The organism is Oerskovia rustica, assembly GCF_014836555.1.
Lineage (GTDB): Bacteria > Actinomycetota > Actinomycetes > Actinomycetales > Cellulomonadaceae > Oerskovia > Oerskovia rustica.
This window is the reverse complement of the sequence record NZ_JACSQQ010000009.1, coordinates 108,701-125,843: the sequence shown is the minus strand read 5'-3', so window position 1 is coordinate 125,843 and position 17,143 is coordinate 108,701. Positions and strand designations below refer to the sequence as shown.

14 protein-coding genes are annotated in these 17,143 nt (G+C 73.1%); all 14 read right to left on the bottom strand.

Annotation, left to right across the window (positions count from 1 at the left end; all coding sequences use genetic code 11):
• Positions 1-18: 18 nt before the first annotated feature.
• Complete coding sequence (locus H9652_RS07400) at positions 19-303, bottom strand: YggT family protein (RefSeq protein ID WP_191795669.1); 285 nt, start codon at positions 301-303, stop codon at positions 19-21.
• 26 nt (positions 304-329) lie between these two features.
• Positions 330-815 carry a cell division protein SepF gene (locus H9652_RS07395; protein ID WP_030150500.1) on the bottom strand — a complete coding sequence of 162 codons (486 nt, stop codon included), beginning with the start codon at positions 813-815 and terminating at the stop codon, positions 330-332.
• Between the two features lie 143 nt (positions 816-958).
• On the bottom strand, positions 959-1,744 hold the full coding sequence (locus H9652_RS07390; protein ID WP_318244028.1) for a polyphenol oxidase family protein: 786 nt from the start codon (positions 1,742-1,744) through the stop codon (positions 959-961).
• Positions 1,745-1,747: 3 nt separating this feature from the next.
• Positions 1,748-3,061, bottom strand: a complete 1,314-nt coding sequence (gene ftsZ / locus H9652_RS07385; protein WP_138824721.1) for a cell division protein FtsZ — start codon at positions 3,059-3,061, stop codon at positions 1,748-1,750.
• Between the two features lie 173 nt (positions 3,062-3,234).
• Positions 3,235-4,140 carry a cell division protein FtsQ/DivIB gene (locus H9652_RS07380; protein ID WP_191795668.1) on the bottom strand — a complete coding sequence of 302 codons (906 nt, stop codon included), beginning with the start codon at positions 4,138-4,140 and terminating at the stop codon, positions 3,235-3,237.
• 203 nt (positions 4,141-4,343) lie between these two features.
• Positions 4,344-5,840: a UDP-N-acetylmuramate--L-alanine ligase gene (gene murC, locus H9652_RS07375; RefSeq protein ID WP_191795667.1), complete on the bottom strand. Its 1,497-nt coding sequence runs from the start codon at positions 5,838-5,840 to the stop codon at positions 4,344-4,346.
• Positions 5,837-6,961: an undecaprenyldiphospho-muramoylpentapeptide beta-N-acetylglucosaminyltransferase gene (murG, locus tag H9652_RS07370; protein ID WP_191795666.1), complete on the bottom strand. Its 1,125-nt coding sequence runs from the start codon at positions 6,959-6,961 to the stop codon at positions 5,837-5,839. Before murG ends, murC begins: the two co-directional genes overlap by 4 nt.
• Before the next feature lie 126 nt (positions 6,962-7,087).
• Positions 7,088-8,338, bottom strand: a complete 1,251-nt coding sequence (locus tag H9652_RS07365) for an FtsW/RodA/SpoVE family cell cycle protein (RefSeq protein ID WP_191795665.1) — start codon at positions 8,336-8,338, stop codon at positions 7,088-7,090.
• Positions 8,339-8,729: 391 nt separating this feature from the next.
• Positions 8,730-10,190, bottom strand: coding sequence for a UDP-N-acetylmuramoyl-L-alanine--D-glutamate ligase (gene murD, locus H9652_RS07360; RefSeq protein ID WP_191795664.1), 1,461 nt, complete (start codon positions 10,188-10,190; stop codon positions 8,730-8,732).
• On the bottom strand, positions 10,190-11,290 hold the full coding sequence (gene mraY / locus H9652_RS07355) for a phospho-N-acetylmuramoyl-pentapeptide-transferase (RefSeq protein WP_191795663.1): 1,101 nt from the start codon (positions 11,288-11,290) through the stop codon (positions 10,190-10,192). The genes murD and mraY overlap by 1 nt, the downstream gene beginning before the upstream one ends.
• Positions 11,287-12,687 (bottom strand): UDP-N-acetylmuramoyl-tripeptide--D-alanyl-D-alanine ligase, encoded by a 1,401-nt coding sequence (locus H9652_RS07350; protein WP_191795662.1) that lies wholly within the window; start codon positions 12,685-12,687, stop codon positions 11,287-11,289. The genes mraY and H9652_RS07350 overlap by 4 nt, the downstream gene beginning before the upstream one ends.
• Positions 12,684-14,375 (bottom strand): UDP-N-acetylmuramoyl-L-alanyl-D-glutamate--2,6-diaminopimelate ligase, encoded by a 1,692-nt coding sequence (locus H9652_RS07345; RefSeq protein ID WP_191795661.1) that lies wholly within the window; start codon positions 14,373-14,375, stop codon positions 12,684-12,686. The genes H9652_RS07350 and H9652_RS07345 overlap by 4 nt, the downstream gene beginning before the upstream one ends.
• 263 nt (positions 14,376-14,638) lie before the next feature.
• Positions 14,639-16,720, bottom strand: coding sequence for a peptidoglycan D,D-transpeptidase FtsI family protein (locus H9652_RS07340; protein WP_318244027.1), 2,082 nt, complete (start codon positions 16,718-16,720; stop codon positions 14,639-14,641).
• On the bottom strand, positions 16,717-16,983 hold the full coding sequence (locus tag H9652_RS19685) for a hypothetical protein (protein WP_225227870.1): 267 nt from the start codon (positions 16,981-16,983) through the stop codon (positions 16,717-16,719). Before H9652_RS19685 ends, H9652_RS07340 begins: the two co-directional genes overlap by 4 nt.
• Positions 16,984-17,143 lie beyond the last annotated feature (160 nt).

Genomic DNA, 17,143 nt, shown 5'->3' with positions numbered 1-17,143 from the left:
GTCAGGATTTCTACACGTTTAGATCGAGCCGAGGATCTGTGCAGCGAACGACACTGCGAGGAAGAGCACGATGAAGCCGAGGTCGATCCGCACCTGACCGAGGGTCAGGGGCGGGATGACCTTGCGCAGCGCTCGGAGCGGCGGGTCGGTCAGGGTGTAGATGGCCTCCGCCAGCACGAGCATGACACCGCGCGGGCGCCAGTCCCGGGCGAAGACCTGCACCCAGTCGAAGACCACCCGTCCGATGAGCACCACGAGGTAGAGGCCGAGGACGAATGCCAGCAGATCGAAGACGAAATTCACAGGGTCAACTGTGCCAGAGTCCGCGGTCAGCTCTGGTTGAAGAAGCCGGCCCGGCTCACCGGAGGCTCGGGAGCCTGCTCCTCACCGGTGATCTCGACGTGCTCGGGAGAGAGCAGGAAGACCTTGTTGGTGACTCGCTCGATGGCTCCGTGCAGCCCGAAGATGAGGCCCGCGGAGAAGTCGACGAGCCGCTTGGCGTCCGCGTCGTCCATGTCGGAGAGGTTCATGATGACGGGGGTGCCGCCACGGAACGCCTCCCCGATGACGCGGGCGTCGTTGTAGGAGCGCGGGTGCACGGTGGTGATCCGGCGGAGCTCGGCTGCTGACATGCTCGTCTGGGGTACCTCTCGTGGGGCGACCGTCCGGTGCAGCGGGGTCACCTGAGCCTGGTAGTCGGTCGGCACGTCGGCCCCCAAGTCGTCGTACTCGTCGATGAACTCTTCCTGGTCGCCCTCGCCTCGATCATCAGCGAGGCCCAGGTAAAGCATGGTCTTGCGAAGTGCTCCGGCCATCGCCCTCTCTCCGTCCTCATGTCGACTGCTGGTTCCGTGCTTTGCACGCTAACCCAGCCCCGGACACGCGCGTGATGCGACACGCCCAGGAACCGACAACGGGCCGGGGGGTGAGAAACGGCACGCCGAGGCCCGCCGTCCGGTCACTCGAGGGCTATGACGCCCGCGAACCGCCCCGTCGTGGTGCCGCCGCGGGTCGCGAGACGGTGGGAGTAGAAGCGCTCGTCCTCGAGGGTGCAGATCCCGGTCTCGACGACGGTGCGCACGCCGGCGGCGCGCAGCTCCGCGACGACCCCTGCGGGCAGGTCGAGCGCCGGGGTCCCCCAGCTCGTGGTCGACGACGTGCCGGGACGGACCGCGGCGACCTCGTCGCGCATCTGCTCGGGCACCTCGTAGCACCGCCCGCAGGCAGCGGGCCCGACGACGGCGCGCACCTGGTCCACGCGTGCACCTTGGGCGACGAGCGCCTCGAGCGCCGCACCGACGACCCCGTCGAGCAGGCCCTGGCGCCCCGCGTGGGCGACCCCGACGACCCGGGCGTCCGGGTCCGCGAGCAGGACCGGGACGCAGTCCGCGACCAGGACCCCGAGGCCGAGCCCCGGCTGGGCCGTCACGAGAGCGTCCTGCTCGCCGCACGTGGCGGCGCCCGTCCCTGCCTCGACCCGCGCCAGCCTGTCGGCCGCCGAGAGCACGCGGACGTCGGCGCCGTGCACCTGGGTGCCGAAGACCAGTGGCGCGCCGAGCCACCGGCCGACCGCGTCACGGTGTGCGAGGACGCGCTCGGCGTCGTCGTCCACCCCCAGCCCGAGGTTGAGCCCGGACCAGGGTGCGGGCGAGGACCCACCGGCACGGCCCGTGAACGCAGCACGCACCCCCGGCCCGAGGTCGACCTCGAGAACCGGGGGTGCGGGGAGTGCAGGATCGAGCACGGGCTACTTCAGGAAGTCGGGGACGTCGAGGTCCTCGACCTTGCGCCGGACGGGCTCCTCGTCGTACAGGCGGGGAACCTCGACCTGGGCGGACCGCTCGGCCGCCGACTGCTCGGCGTTGACGTTCTCCTCGGTCGGGACGACGCTGAACGTCGGGATCGGCGCGTAGCCGGCCGAGACCGTCGCCGCACCGCCCCCGAAGGTCACCGGGACGTCGTCGGGCTCCGAGGTGATCGGGACCACCGGGCGCGGGAGCGTGTGGCTTCCCGTGGCCGTCGGCACCGCCGCGGGCAGCGGTGCCGGTGCGGGCGGGGCCGCGGGCGTGCCGGCGACCTGGCCCAGCGCGCGGGCGTCCTTGCGGATCTGGGGCGTGCCGCCGTCGAACCCGGCCGCGATGACCGTCACGCGGACCTCGTCACCCAGAGCGTCGTCGATCACCGCACCGAAGATGATGTTCGCCTCGGTGTGCGCCGCCTCGTGGACGAGCCGTGCGGCCTCGTTGATCTCGAAGAGCCCGAGGTCGGAGCCACCCTGGATCGACAGCAGGACTCCGTGCGCGCCGTCGATGCTCGCCTCGAGCAGCGGGGAGGAGATCGCGAGCTCGGCGGCCTGGACGGCCCGGTCCTCGCCCCGCGCGGACCCGATGCCCATGAGGGCGCTGCCCGCCCCCTGCATGACCGACTTCACGTCGGCGAAGTCGAGGTTGATCAGGCCCGGGGTCGTGATGAGGTCCGTGATGCCCTGGACACCCGAGAGCAGGACCTGGTCTGCCGAGTGGAACGCGTCGAGCGCCGAGACGTTGCGGTCCGACATCGACAGGAGCCGGTCGTTGGGGATGACGATGAGGGTGTCGACCTCGTTGCGCAGGGCCTCGATCCCCTGGTCCGCCTGGACGGACCGACGACGCCCCTCGAACGTGAAGGGTCGCGTGACGACACCGACGGTCAGGGCGCCGAGCGAGCGGGCGATGCGGGCGACGACGGGCGCTCCACCGGTCCCGGTGCCACCGCCCTCGCCCGCCGTGACGAAGACCATGTCGGCGCCCCGCAGGACGTCCTCGATCTCCTCGGCGTGGTCCTCGGCCGCCTTCTTGCCCACCTCCGGGTCGGCACCCGCCCCGAGGCCGCGCGTGAGCTCGCGCCCGACGTCGAGCTTGACGTCCGCGTCGGACATCAGCAGCGCCTGCGCGTCGGTGTTGATGGCGATGAACTCGACGCCCTTGAGACCGACCTCGATCATCCGGTTGACGGCGTTCACGCCACCACCGCCGATGCCGACCACCTTGATCACTGCTAGGTAGTTCTGCGGAGTTGCCACGTCAATGCCTCTCGATCCTGTAGCCCTCAACCTTCACCCTCAACTAGAGGGTTATAGTTATGTCAGGTTGTGCTGTGTCGACGGTAGGTGCCCGTCCCTGCCGTATCAACGACCCGCCCGCGCGTGTCGGCGAAAACCTGCGCCATGGTCCATGTCACACCGTCCCCGACCGCTCACCGACTGATCGGCATCGTGGGGGCCGACACGTCGAAGAGCGTGACCCCCTGGTTCTCCGGCAAAGCCCGCAGCGCCTGGAGCACCCGGACCTTGAGCGCCGCGTCCTCCTCGTTGCCCCACTCGACGACCGCGCCGTCGCGCAGCGTCATGGTGACCGCGTCCTGCGTCGGAGCCGTGACCTCGGCGACCTCGGCGCGCAGCTCCGGAGGGAGCGCGTTGAGCACGATACGAGCCGCACGCAACGACCGCGCACCCTGCTCGTCGAGCGTCACACCGATCTCCGGCAAGCCTTCCGGCACCGCGTCGACCGTACCGACCTGGACCCCGTCGCGGTCCAGCAGGGCGAAGGCGCCCTCGTGAGGGACGGCTGCCACGGGCTCCCTCGACTCGAGGGTCACGCTCAGCCCGTCGGGCCAGACCCGCAGGATGCGCGCGTCGCGCACACCGTTGAGGTCGAGGATCGCGTCCCGCAGACCGATCGTGTCCACCCGGGGCAACGGGACCTCCGAGACCCGCGCCACGACCTGCTCGACCTGGGCGACGTCGATCACCGTCCCCTCCCCCGAGATCTCGACCTTGGCCGGGTCCGTCCCGAGCAGCGGCGAGAAGAGCACGACCCACACCCCGACCGCGACCGCGAGCACCGCCGCGGCCCACCCCAGGACCCGGTTCCTGAGCCGGTGCCGACGCATCGCGGCCTTCTCGGCCAGACGGTCCGCCATCCCGGTCGAGACGACCCGGTCGACCGGTCGGCTCCCCTGCCCGCCGACCGCCCTGACGAAGGGGACGGGGGCCGACGCCGGACGCTCCCGTCCTGCGGTCCGTCCCGGAGCCTCGGCACGTGCGAGCTCGCTGCCGCGGAGCACGAGCGGCTGCGTCGCGACGTCGTCGTCCGTCCCCACCGTACTCGCGGAGCGACGAGTGCCCGAGGCTCCGCCGGTCGTCCCCACGTCGTCCCAGCCCTGTGCCTCGGTCGCCTCGACGGGCCGTGCGGGTCCGCCCGCACCACGGTCAGCGAGAGGCCCTGCCGGCTGCGTCGGCCGAGGCTGCGCAGGGCGCGCGGCCGGACGAGGCGCGGCGGGCCGGGGACGGGACGGCGGACGCATCAGTCGTCACCCTCCCCCGCGGGCGCGGCGGACTCCTGCCCCGAGAGCGCGTCGAGCACCACCGCGCCGAGCTCGGTCACGTCCCCCGCCCCCACCGTGAGCAGCAGGTCGCCGGGACGCGCCGAGGCGGCGATCGTGCGAGCCGCCTCGAACCGGTCCTCGACGCCCCGGGCCGACCCGTCGGCCATGAGGTCGGTGATGGTCCACGAACCCGTGGTCGGGTCGGGGTCCTCCCGCGCCGCGTACACGCCCGTGACGACGACCTCGTCGGCCAGGGACAGCGCGTCGGCGAACTCCCGTGCGAAGGTACGCGTGCGGGAGAACAGGTGCGGCTGGAAGAGCACGAGCACCCGACCACCGGCCGCCACGGGCCGAGCCGCGGCCAGGAGCGCTGCGACCTCGGTGGGGTGGTGCGCGTAGTCGTCGACCACCCGCACGCCGCCAGCCTCGCCCCGCGCCTCGAAGCGTCGACCGGTCCCCAGGAACTCCCCGACGCCCGACACCGCCCGCTCGGCGCTCACGCCCAGCAGGATCGCGGTCGCGACCGCCGCGGCAGCGTTGAGCGCGTTGTGCGCACCGGGCACCTGCAGGCGCAGGTCGAGGCCCAGGCTCGCGTCCCCGTCCGGCGCACCGGCGAGCGGTCGGGCGGCCCCGCCCTCTGCGTCACGGGCGACGGTGAGCCGCGCGGCCACCCCCGCGGCGCCGTCGGGCCGGACGTCCGACAGCCGCACGTCGCTGCCCGGCGACGTGCCGTACGTGACGACCCGGCCGCCTGCCGCGTGGTGCGCGTGGGGGCCCGCGCACGCGACGAGGAACCCGCCCGGCGCGATGCGCTGCGCGAAGGCGACGAACGCCTGCTCGAACGCCTCGCGCGAGCCGTAGTGGTCCAGATGGTCGGGCTCGACGTTCAGCACGACCGCGATGGTCGGGGCGTAGTTCAGGAACGAGCCGTCCGACTCGTCGGCCTCCGCGACCACGACGTCGCCTGCACCCAGGTGCCCGCCGGGGATCGCGCCGTCGCTCGTGATGACCGAGCCCCCGATCGCGAAGGACGGGTCGAGACCCGCCGACTTCAGGGTCGTCGCGACCATGGCCGACGTCGTGGTCTTGCCGTGCGCGCCCGCGACCGCCACCGAGCGCCCCCGCGCCATGAGCGCGGCGAGCGCCTCCGAACGGTGCAGCACGCGCAGACCCGCGGCTCGCGCCGCAACCAGCTCGGGGTTGTCGGGGCGCACCGCGCTCGACAGCACGAGCGTGTCGGCCCCGGTGACGTTGCCCGCCTCGTGCCCCACGTGGACGGTGACGCCGTCCGCGCGCAGCGCCTCGACCACGGCGCTGTCCTTGGCGTCCGACCCCTGGACCCGCACCCCGCGCGCGACGAGCAGGCGGGCCACGACGGACATGCCCGCGCCGCCGATACCGACCAGGTGGACGGTCCCCAGGTCCTCGAGCGCCGGAGGTGCCACCGCGGGCCGGCCGCCGCCCGGGCCCGTCATCGCGAGCTCCCTGCTGCCTTCACGACCAGGTCGGCGACCCGTGCCGTCGCGTCCTGGACCCCGGCACGCGAGGCGAGCGAGGCCATGGTGCGCAGGCGGTCGCCGTCGGTGACCAGCGCCGGGACGTTCACGGCCACCCACTGCGCGGTGAACGCCTCGTCCTCGACGAGGATGCCGCCCCCGGCCCGCACGAGCGGCCCGGCGTTGAGCCGTTGCTCGCCGTTCCCGATGGGCAGCGGCACGTAGACCGCGGGGATGCCCAGGGCGGCGAGCTCGCTGACGGTCCCCGCACCCGAGCGGCAGACCACGAGGTCCGCGACCGCGTACGCGAGGTGCATCTCCGCGAGGTACTCGCGCACGTCATAGCCCTCCAGCCCCGCCACCGCGGCACGCACCGCGTCCGCCTTGCCCCGGCCGGTCAGGTGCAGGACCTGCGCCCCCGTCGCGAGGATCTCGCGTGCCGCGCCCGACACCGCCTCGTTGAGGCTCTGCGCGCCGAGCGAACCACCCGTGACGACCACGGTCGGGCGCGCCGGGTCCAGGCCCAACGACGCCGCGGCGTTCGCGCGGACCGTCGGGGCGTCGACCCCGCGGTCGCGGATCAGGTCGGCGATCTCCCAGCGCAGCGGCAGCCCCGTGACGACGCCGCCCTTGAGCGGGGTCCCCTCGAACGTGAGCGCGACCGACGTCGCCCAGCGGGCCCCCGCCCGGTTCGCCAGACCCGGGCGCGCGTTCTGCTCGTGGATCACGATCGGGACGCCACGGCGGTGCGCCGCGATGTACGCGGGGGTCGAGACGTAGCCGCCGAAGCCCACCACGACCTCGGCCCGGGTCTCGTCGATCACGGCCCCCGCGGCCTCGACCGCGGCCTTGAGCCTGCCCGGCAGGGCGACCCACTCGCCGCTGGGACGGCGCGGCAGCGGCACCTTGGGCACGAAGCGCAGCGGGTACCCGCGCGCCGGCACCAGGTCCGCCTCGAGCCCGCTCTCCGTCCCGAGCACGGTCAGGACCGCCTCGGGGTTGCGTGCGCGCAGCTCGTCCGCGACCGCGAGCAGCGGGTTGACGTGCCCCGCCGTCCCGCCGCCTGCGAGCACCACCGAGCCGACTGAAGAGCTCACCACGTACCTGTCACCTGTCCTTGCTGTCGCTGCTGCTGTCTGTCCCGGGAAGGCCCGGAGTCCTGAGGGTAGCCGTGCGCACCGGCCGAGAGCCCCGGTGCCCGGGCGCCGCGCCCGTGCCGGCCCGGGTCATCGCTGCTGGGAGCGTCGGTGCGGAAGGGCGCGTCGCCCGGCGTGCCCGACGACGGCGAGCGACCTGCGCACGACGCTCCCCCGGGCGCTGAGCGCCTCGCGCGCCCCCGGCTCGTCGCGCGCGAACGAGATGACGACGCCGAGCGCGGCCATGGTCGTGATGAGTGCCGAGCCGCCCGAGGAGACCAGGGGCAGCGGGACGCCGATCACGGGGACGATGCCGATCACGACCCCGATGTTGATGAACGCCTGCCCGACGATCCAGCACGCGATGCCCGCGGTCGTGATCTTCACGAACGGGTCCGGGTGCCGGCGGATCACGCGGCTCATCGCGAGCCCGAGGACCGCGAAGAGCGCGAGGACGAGGAGCGTGCCGAGCAGGCCCAGCTCCTCGCCGATCACACCGAAGATGAAGTCGTTGTGCGCCTCGGGGAGATAGCTCCACTTCTCGCGGCTCGCCCCCAGGCCCACGCCACCGAACCCGCCGGTGCCGAGGGCCCACAGTCCGTGGACCGACTGGTAGCACCCCGTGCCCACGTTCGCGTCGGTGGTGTCGCAGACGCCCGCGTAGGTCGCGAGGAACCGGCTCGTGCGGTTGGAGCTCTCCTGCATGGCCACGAACCCGACGCCGACCACCAGCGCGGCGATTCCTCCCGCCGTCGCCAGGAGCCTCCAGTCGACACCGGCGACGAAGAACGCGCCCGCGACGAGCAGCAGGATCACGAGCATGGTGCCCAGGTCGTGGCCCGCCAGGACCAGGCCCATGACCAGCAGCGCGCCCGGGACCGCCGGGACGATCGCGTGCTTCCACGAGCCCAGCAGCCGCTGCTTGCGGCCGAGCACCACCCCGAGCCACACCGCGAGCGCGAGCTTGGCCGGCTCCGAGGGCTGGACGTAGAACGAGCCGAAGTTCAGCCAGTTCAGGTTGCCGTTGACCTCCTTGCCGAGCGGGCTGAAGATCAGGACCTGGAGGAGCAGGCTGACACCCAGGAGCGGCCAGGCGGCGTGCCGGTAGAAGCTCGTGGGCAGCCGGGTCGCGACCAGCAGCACGGGCAGGCCCATGAGGGCGAACCGCGCCTGGGTGAAGAACGCCTCGTACGGCGAGCGGCCCGCGGCGATCTCCGTGACCGCCGAGCTCGACAGCACCATGACCAGGCCGATGATCGCGAGCAGGGTCGTCGCGCCGACCAGCAGGTAGTAGCTCGTCACCGCGCTGTCCCACTGACCGAGCCAGGCGCGCTCCTGCACGGTCGTTCTCCTGGTCGCCCGCGTCCGCCGACGGGGGGTGCCCGCCTTCGCCGTCGTGGCGTCCTTGCGTCGCCCGAGCAGCCCCGTCGCGGCCGTGCCCGTCGCGCGAGCCGAGGGCCTGGCCCTGGCGGAGGTCCTGGTGGTGCCGGTCGGCTTGCCGGTCCCGGCGGTCCGGGGCGTCCCGGAGCCGCCGGTGCCCGCCTTCGGGCGGGTCCTGGTGGCTCCCCCCGTCTCGCTCCCCTTGGCGCGGACCGGGTTCGAAGGCGCAGGCTTCCCGGCCTGGCGAGCGGTCGCCGGCCGGGCGTCGCCCGGGGCCGGAGGCTTCGGCGTGGAGCGGCCCGCGGCCGAGCGGGACGCAGGCCCGCGCCCACTCGTCGTCTGGGCCACTGGGCTACCCCTCCAGCTCGGTCTCGGAACCTGTCAGGTCGTGGACAGCGCGCACGAACGCGTCGCCGCGGGCCGCGTAGGACGCGAACTGGTCCATCGACGCGCACGCGGGCGCGAGCAGGACCGTGTCCCCGGGGACGGCGAGTCCGCGGGCGCTGGACACCGCGCGTTGCATCACCGTCCCAGTGTCACCGGGATCGACACGGACCACGGGGACATCGGGTGCGTGTCGGGCCAGTGCACCCGCCAGAGGCTCGGGATCGACCCCGATCAGCACGACCGCGCGCAGCCTCGACAGGCGGACGCGCACCAGCTCGTCGAACGTCGCCCCCTTGGCCAGTCCGCCCGCGACCCAGACCACGGACCCGGGCGCGAAGGCGCCGAGCGCCGCGGCGGCGGCGTGCGCGTTCGTCGCCTTCGAGTCGTCGACGTACGAGACGCCGTCGACCGTCGCGACGTGCGCGATCCGGTGGGCGCCCGGGCTGAACGAGCGCAGGCCGTCCCGGACGGCACGTGCGTCGACCCCGTGCGCCCGGGCGAGCGCGGCGGCCGCGAGGGCGTTGGCGACGACGTGCACGGGCACCACGCCGTCGGGGCCTGCGAGGTGCGCGAGGTCCGCGAACGTCGCGAGCTCCTGCGCGCTGCGGTGCCGCGCAGGGTCGTCCGGCGCCGTGTGGAACGCACGGTCCACGAGGACGTCCTCGATCACGCCGAGCTGTGCGCGCGCGGGCGCCCCGACCGTGAACCCGACCGCCCGGGCTCCCTCCTCGACGTCGGCCTCCCGGACGAGGTGCTCGGTCCGGGGGTCCGCCACGTTGTACACGCAGGCCACCTGGGCACGCTCGTAGATGCGGCCCTTGTCGCCCGCGTAGGCGTCGAGCGAGCCGTGCCAGTCGATGTGGTCGGGCGCGACGTTGAGCACGGCCGCGGCCCGGGCCGACATGCTGTGCGTGAAGTGGAGCTGGAAGCTCGAGAGCTCGACCGCGAGCACGTCGATGTCGGGGTCGAGCGCGGCGGTCACGACCGGCGTGCCGACGTTCCCCACCGCTGCGGCGCGCAGCCCCGCGGCGGACAGGATCGACGTGAGCATCTCGACCGTGGTCGTCTTGCCGTTCGTCCCCGTGACCGCGAGCCACGGCGCGCACGACCCGTCGGCGCGCGGGGTGCGCAGCTGCCACGCGAGCTCGACCTCGCTCCAGACGGGCACACCGGCCTCCCGGGCAGCGACCAGCAGGCCCGACGACGGCGCCCACCCCGGCGACGCGACCACCAGGTCGATCGTCGACAGGTCGACGCGTGCGGCGTCCTGCACGTCGGCGTCGGGCGCCGCGCGGTCCACCGTGACGACCGAGGCCGCTCGAGGCGTCAGCGCGGCGAGCGCGGCACGCCCCGAGACACCGAGCCCGGCGACCAGGACGCGTGCCCGCTCCCACGGGACCCGCAGCGCATGGGCGGCGTCGGACACTAGCTGACCACCCACTCGGCGTAGAAGATCCCGAGTCCCAGGCCCGCGAACAGCCCCGCGATCAACCAGAACCGGATGACGATCGTCACCTCGCCCCAGCCGGACAGCTCGAAGTGGTGGTGCAGCGGTGCCATCTTGAAGACGCGCTTGCCGGTCATCTTGAAGTACCCGATCTGGATGACGTCGGAGAGCACGATGATGACGAACAGGCCACCGATGATCACCGCGAGCACCTCGGTGCGGGACAGGATCGTCAGGCCGGCCAGCGCACCGCCGAGAGCGAGCGAACCGGTGTCCCCCATGAAGATCTTCGCGGGGCTCGCGTTCCACCACAGGAAGCCCACGCAGGCGCCCATGATGGCGGCGGCGACGATCGCCAGGTCCTGCGGGTCACGGACCTCGTAGCAGCGCGGCCCGGCGGCGTCGAGGATCTGGCAGCTCTGGTTGAGCTGCCAGATGCTCACGAGGATGTAGCTGCCGAACACGATCACGGACACGCCCGTGGCCAGGCCGTCGAGCCCGTCCGTCAGGTTCACCGCGTTGGACCACGCCGTGATGAGGAAGTTGGCCCACAGGACGAACAGGACGAGGCCGACCGTGGCCCCCGCGAACGCGAGGTCGAGGTTCGTGTCCCGCAGGAACGAGATGTGCGTCGAGGCCGGGGTCCGGAAGTTCTCGTTGGGGAACTGGAGGGCCAGGACCGCGAACGTGATACCCACGACCCCCTGGCCGACGATCTTGGCCCGCGGGGACAGGCCCAGGCTGCGCTGCTTGCGGATCTTCGTGAAGTCGTCGAAGAAGCCGACCAGCCCCAGCCCTGTCATGAGGAACAGCACGAGGAGGGAGGACACGCTCGGCGTCCTCGGCGTGTCCGAGACGATCGACGACACGACGTAGGACATCGCCCAGCCGATCAAGGTCGCCCCGATGATGACGACCCCGCCCATGGTGGGCGTACCACGCTTGGTGAAGTGCGCCGTCGGGCCGTCCTGGCGGACGAACTGGCCGTAGTTGCGGTGGATCAGGAACTTGATGAAGAGCGGGGTGCCCAGGAGGGCCACGAGCAGCGAGACGCACGCGGAGACGAGGATCGCGATCATGCGCGCACCTCACCCGCGAGCTCGTCGCCCAGGCGCCACAGGCCCGAGCCGTTCGAGGACTTCACCAGGACCACGTCGCCCGGCAGCAGCTCGTCGCGCAGCAGCGCGGACGCGGCCTCGACGTCAGGCACGAACCGAGTCTCATCGCCCCAGGACCCCTCTTGGGTGGCGCCGTCGTGGATACCGCCGGCACCGTCACCGACCACGACGAGCAGCTTGATGTTCAATCGGACCACGAGACGGCCGATCTCGTCGTGAGCGGCGCGCGAGTCGGGCCCGAGTTCTCGCATCTCGCCCAGGACCGCGACCGACCTGCGCTCGCGCCCTGCCATGACCGCGAGGGCCTTGAGGGCCGCACGCATCGAGTCGGGGTTCGCGTTGTACGAGTCGTCGATCACCGTGATGCCGTCGGCGCGCTGCGTGACGGCCATGCGGTGCGGGCTGATCGCGGTCGCCTCGGCCAGGCCCGCAGCCACGAGCCGGGGGTCGAGACCGAGCCGGATCGCCGCGGCGGCGGCCGCGAGCGCGTTGGCGACGTGGTGCTCGCCCACGAGCCGGAGCTGGACCGGGAAGGTCTCCTCGGTGCCGCGCACGCGCAGGTCGAACGACGCGCACCCGGCACGGTCCATCCCGATGTTCTCGGCGCGCACGTCGGCCGCAGGGATGGTCCCGAACGTCACGACGGGCCCGGGCGCGACGCCCGCCATCGCGACGACGCGCAGGTCGTCCGCGTTGAGCACGGCCGTCCCTCCCGGGGCGAGGCCCGTGACGATCTCGGCCTTGGCGGTGGCCACGGCCTCGATCCCGCCGAACTCCCCCAGGTGGGCGCTGCCCACCGCCAGGACCACGGACACGTCCGGGGGCGCGATCCGGGTCAGGTAGGTCAGGTGACCGATTCCGCTCGCGCCCATCTCCAGGACCAGGTAGCGGGTCGAGGGGTCGGCCTCGAGCACGGTCAGCGGCAGACCGATCTCGTTGTTGAACGATCCCCTCGGGACGACCGTGCGCCCGTGGGGCGTCAGGAGCTGGCCCAGGAGGTCCTTCGTGGTCGTCTTGCCCACCGACCCGGTGATCCCGACGACCTGGAGGTCGCCCGCGGCACGCAGGCGCCGCAGCACCTCGCGCGCCAGGGCCCCGAGCGCGGTCTGCACGTCCTCGACCACGACCGCGGGCGCGTCGACGTCGCGCGCGGCCAGGACGAGCGCCGCCCCCTTGTCGACCGCGACCGGCACGAAGTCGTGCCCGTCGACGTGCTCACCGGGGAGCGCCACGAAGAGCGACCCCGTGCGCACCAGGCGGGAGTCGACGACGACCGAGCCGGTCACCCTCACGTCCGGGTCGGCGGCCAGCCGCCCACCGGTCGCTGCGGCGACCTCCGCCGCAGTCAGCTCGATCATTCTCCGTGCTCCTTCGTCGTCTCGTGGCGCGCAGCCAGTGCGGCACGCGCCTCCACCCTGTCGTCCAGGGCGTGGTCCACCCCGGCGATCTCCTGCCAGACCTCGTGGCCTCGGCCCGCGACCAGGACCGTGTCCTGGGGGGCGGCCTCACGGATCGTGTCACGGATCGCGGTGGCCCGCGGCGCGACCTCGACCACGGTGTGCGCGCGAGGCGCTCCCCCGTGCCCGACGCCGTCGCGCGCCCCGGCGACCTGGTCCACCTCGGCGGCCTGCTGTGCCGCCCTCGCCCCGGCGAGCACCTCGGCGCGGATCGCGGCGGGGTCCTCCCCGTGCGGGTCGTCGTCCGTGATCACGACCACGTCGGCGCCCTCGACCGCGACCGCGCCCATGCTGGGTCGCTTGCCCTTGTCCCGGTCGCCGGTCGCGCCGAAGACCACGACGAGGCGTCCCGTCGTCGTCGGGCGCAGGGCGGCCAGGGCGAGCGAGAGCGCGTCCGTGTTGTGCGCGAAGTCGACCACGACGCGGGGCGCGGTGCCCACGACCTCCATGCGCCCGGGGACCTGGGCGCTCACGCCGCCCGCCCCTTCGAGCGCCGCAGCGACGTCGCGCGGGTCAGCGCCCGCCTCGAGGACCATCGCCAGCGCGAGCGCCGCGTTGGCCACGTTGAACCCGCCGGGCAGCGTGGTCGAGGTCCGCAGCTCGCGACCGTCGCGGTGGCGCAGCACGAACGTGCTGCCCGTCCCTGCGGCCGCGTCGACGGCACGTACGTCGGACACGGTCCAGTCCGCCCCAGCCCCCGCGCCGTCGGCAGTGTCGGTACCGCCGGTGACGGCGAGCGTCGAGACCGGGATCGTCGCGACCTCGGCCAGGCGCCGGCCCCAGGCGTCGTCGACCACGACCACGCCCCGACGGGCGTGCTGCGGGGTGAAGAGCGCGGCCTTGGCCTCGAAGTACTCCTGGAGGTCTCCGTGGAAGTCGAGGTGGTCCTGGCTCAGGTTCGTGAAGCCCGCCACGTCGAACACGATGCCGTCCACGCGGTGCAGCGACAGCGCGTGCGAGGACACCTCCATCGCGAGGGTCCCGACCCCGTCCTCGCGCATCGTGGCGAGCAGGGCCTGCAGGTCGGCCGCCTCGGGCGTCGTCAGGCGGCTCGGCAGGACCCGGTCGCCCGAGCGCATCTCGACCGTGCCGATCAGTCCACCCTTCCAGCCGAGCGTGCGCAGGACGTGGTCCAGCAGGTACGTCGTGGTCGTCTTGCCGTTGGTGCCCGTCACGGCGAACGTCGTCAGCTGCGTCGCGGGCTCCCCGTACACCCAGGCCGCGACGCGCCCCAGGACGGCGCGGGGGTCCTCGGTCACGAGGACCGGCACACGCTTCTCCCCCGCGTCGGCGAGCAGTCGCGCTCCCTGCGGGTCCGTCAGCACGACCCGTGCGCCACGGGAGATCGCGTCGCTCGCGAACCTCGCACCGTGCGTGCCCGCGCCGGGCAGGGCGACGAAGAGGTCGCCGTCGGCGACGACACGGTTGTCCGAGGCCACGGACCAGATCTCGGCCGCACCGAGGGCGTCCGGTCCCTGGTCCGACGCCGTCCCCCCAGCGGCGGCGGCAAGGCCGAAGGTGGTCGCGAGCTCCCGGGCCGTGCGGTGCACGGACGTGGCGGGACGAAGGCGGTCGATCGGGGATGTCACGAGTAGAACCTACCGTGCGTCGGGGTCTCGCCCGGTCGGCGAGGACGCCCGGACCGGGTACTTCACGGGACCTTCACGCGCGCCGGGCGTCCTCGGCGCACACCGGGGCCGCCCGTGTGGGAACCCCCACAGGGCGGTCCCGCGAAGCCCGCGCACGGACCGCGCGGCCGAGGGCCCGTGGGTGGCGGGCCGGTCCTACGTCCCACCCTCTCCCCCGGCCTCGCGACCCGACGACGGAGCCGCCCGCCGACCGGTCGCCATGCTCACCACTCGGTCGCGTAGGGCTCCTCGACCTTCGAGCTCGGCGGGACGTTCATGTGCTGGAGCGTGAAGCCCATCACGTCCTTGAACACCGGGGCCGCGACGAGCCCGCCGTAGATCGTCGTGCGGGGGTTCTTGAGGAAGACCGCGACCGTGTACTGCGGGTCGTCCGCGGGGGCCACGCCGATGAACGACGCCATGATGTCCGTGAGCCGGCCGTCCGCACCGACCTCCTCCGCCGTGCCCGTCTTGCCCGCGACCCGGTAGCCGTCGATCGCCGCCGCAGCACCCGAGCCGTCCTGGACCACGGCCTCCATCATGTGCAGGACCTGGTCCGCGGTCGACTCCGACACGACCTGGGTCGTCTCTCGCGGTGGGGCCGGGGTGAAGACCCCGTCCGGACCGGTCGTGCCCTTGAGGAGGGTCGGGGCCACGCGCGTGCCGCCGTTCGCGATCGTCGAGAAGACGCTCGTGGCCTGGACCGCGTTGACCGCCAGGCCCTGACCGAACAGGACCGCGTACTCGGTGCGCCCGTCCCACTTCTCGGCCGGGGCCAGCAGGCCAGCGGACTCGCCCGGGAGTCCGAGACCGGTCTTCGACCCGAACCCGAACTCCCTCAGATAGTCCTCGCGGACCGACTTGGGCAGGTCCTGGCCGACCATCACGGTCCCCGTGTTCGACGACTGTGCGAGGATCCCCGCGAGCGTCAGCTTCTCGACGCCGTGCTGGTGCGAGTCCTTGAAGGTCTCGCCGTTCGCCGTCGTGTAGGTGTACCCGACCTCGTACTGGCTCGCGGGGGTCGCGAGCCCCTCCTCGATCACGGCCGCCATCGTGACGACCTTGCCCGTCGAGCCCGGGGCGAAGACGTCCTTGACCGCACGGCTGCCGTCCGCGACGCGTGAGCTGGACCGGTCGTTCGGGTCGATCGCCCCCGAGTCCGCCAGGGCGAGGACCTCCTGGGTCCTGACGTCCTGGACGACCGCGATCCCGTAGTCGGCCCCCGTCTCGGCGACCGCCTTGTCGATCGAGTCCTGCGCCTTCCACCCGATGTCGCGCACGAGGGTCAGGGCCACCGACTCTCCCGGCACGGCCTCGACGCTCTCCCGGGTGCTGCCCGGGATGCGCACGCCGCCCGCGCCGCCCGCCCGCTGGAAGAGCTCGGTGCCCGGGGTCCCCGTGAGGAGGTCGTCGTAGGTCGCCTCGATCCCCCCGAGCCCCACGACCTGCTCGGTCGTGCCGTCCTCCGACGGCTTGGCGCCGACGTACCCGACGATGTTCCCCGCCGTGGTTCCCGCCGGATAGGTGCGCTCCGTGGTGAGCTTCGTGCTGATGTAGGCCGAGACGCCGAGCTCGACGATCTGGCGCTGGACCTCCGGGACCACGTCCTTCTTGAGGACCACGTTGCGGTTGACCCGACCGTTCGTCCCGCTGAGCTGGGCCGCGAGCTCCGGCGCCGAGCGGTCGAGGATGGGAGCGAGCAGCCTGGCGAGCGCGACCGCTCCCTTGCCCTCGACCTGCTTCCCGTCCACCGTGTGCCGTGCCGAGGGTTCGAAGTCCGGGATCGTCTTCTGGTCCGCCGAGACCGTGTACCGGTCGATCGACGTGGCCAGCACGACGCCGTCGGCGTCCGTGATGTCTCCCCGGTGCGCCATCGTCACGTGCGACTGCGTGCGCTGGTTCTCCGCGGCCTGGGCGAGGCTCGGACCGATCACGACCTGGACGTACACCAGGCGGACCGTGAAGACCAGCAGGACGGCCAGCGCGATGCCCATGATCCAGCGCTGGCGATGCTCCGGACGGCCCGGGGCGGGCACGGCTGCGGCGGCGGGTCGACCGAGACCCGTACCGCGTCCCGAACCGGAGTGCCCCACGGCCGAGCCCTGCGTGCCGGTCGCACCGCGCGCGGGCGACGACTTCCGCACGGCCCGGCCGGGCTTGCGCGGCGCCTCCCCCGACGTCGACGGTCGCGGGGTGCCGCCTCGGCCCGTTGCCGCGCCCGACGACCGGGTCGACGCGCTCGTGCGGGACGAACCGGCCCGGCGCGGCTGCTCGCCGCGCCCCTGCCGGTCCGCCCCACCGGTCACGGGGTGCTCCCTGCCTCCGGCGCTCCCACGATCGCGCCGTCGGACAGGCGCAGCATCGTCGGCGCATCGGACTCGACCATGCCCAGCGCGGCGGCCCGGCCGGGGAGCGACGTCGCCGCGGCCTGCAGCTGTGAGTGCAGCGACTGCGTGTCCTGCTCGAGCACGCCCGCCCTGGTCCGCAGGTCCGAGAGCTGGTAGGACCCCTTGGCCATCGTCGTGTTGAGCAGCAGCGCACCCAGGAGCGCCGCCCCGAGGATCGACATGCACAGGACCAGGAAGGGAACCCGCGAGCGCACCTGCAACGGGGCGCGGACGGCTTCGAGCCGAGGGCGGTGGGACCGACCCGCGGCACCCCCCGGCAGGGCGGTGAGCGACGGCCTGCGGGCAGGGGCCGGGCTGGTCGACGTCAGAGGCCGAGCGGTG

Bases quoted from the DNA above. Each gene is read 5' to 3' on its own strand.
- murC (WP_191795667.1), bottom strand. From the start codon at position 5,840: ATGACGGGCCCGGGCGGCGGCCGGCCCGCGGTGGCACCTCCGGCGCTC.
- H9652_RS07350 (WP_191795662.1), bottom strand. From the start codon at position 12,687: ATGATCGAGCTGACTGCGGCGGAGGTCGCCGCAGCGACCGGTGGGCGG.
- H9652_RS19685 (WP_225227870.1), bottom strand. From the start codon at position 16,983: ATGTCGATCCTCGGGGCGGCGCTCCTGGGTGCGCTGCTGCTCAACACG.
- mraY (WP_191795663.1), bottom strand. From the start codon at position 11,290: ATGATCGCGATCCTCGTCTCCGCGTGCGTCTCGCTGCTCGTGGCCCTC.
- H9652_RS07395 (WP_030150500.1), bottom strand. From the start codon at position 815: ATGGCCGGAGCACTTCGCAAGACCATGCTTTACCTGGGCCTCGCTGAT.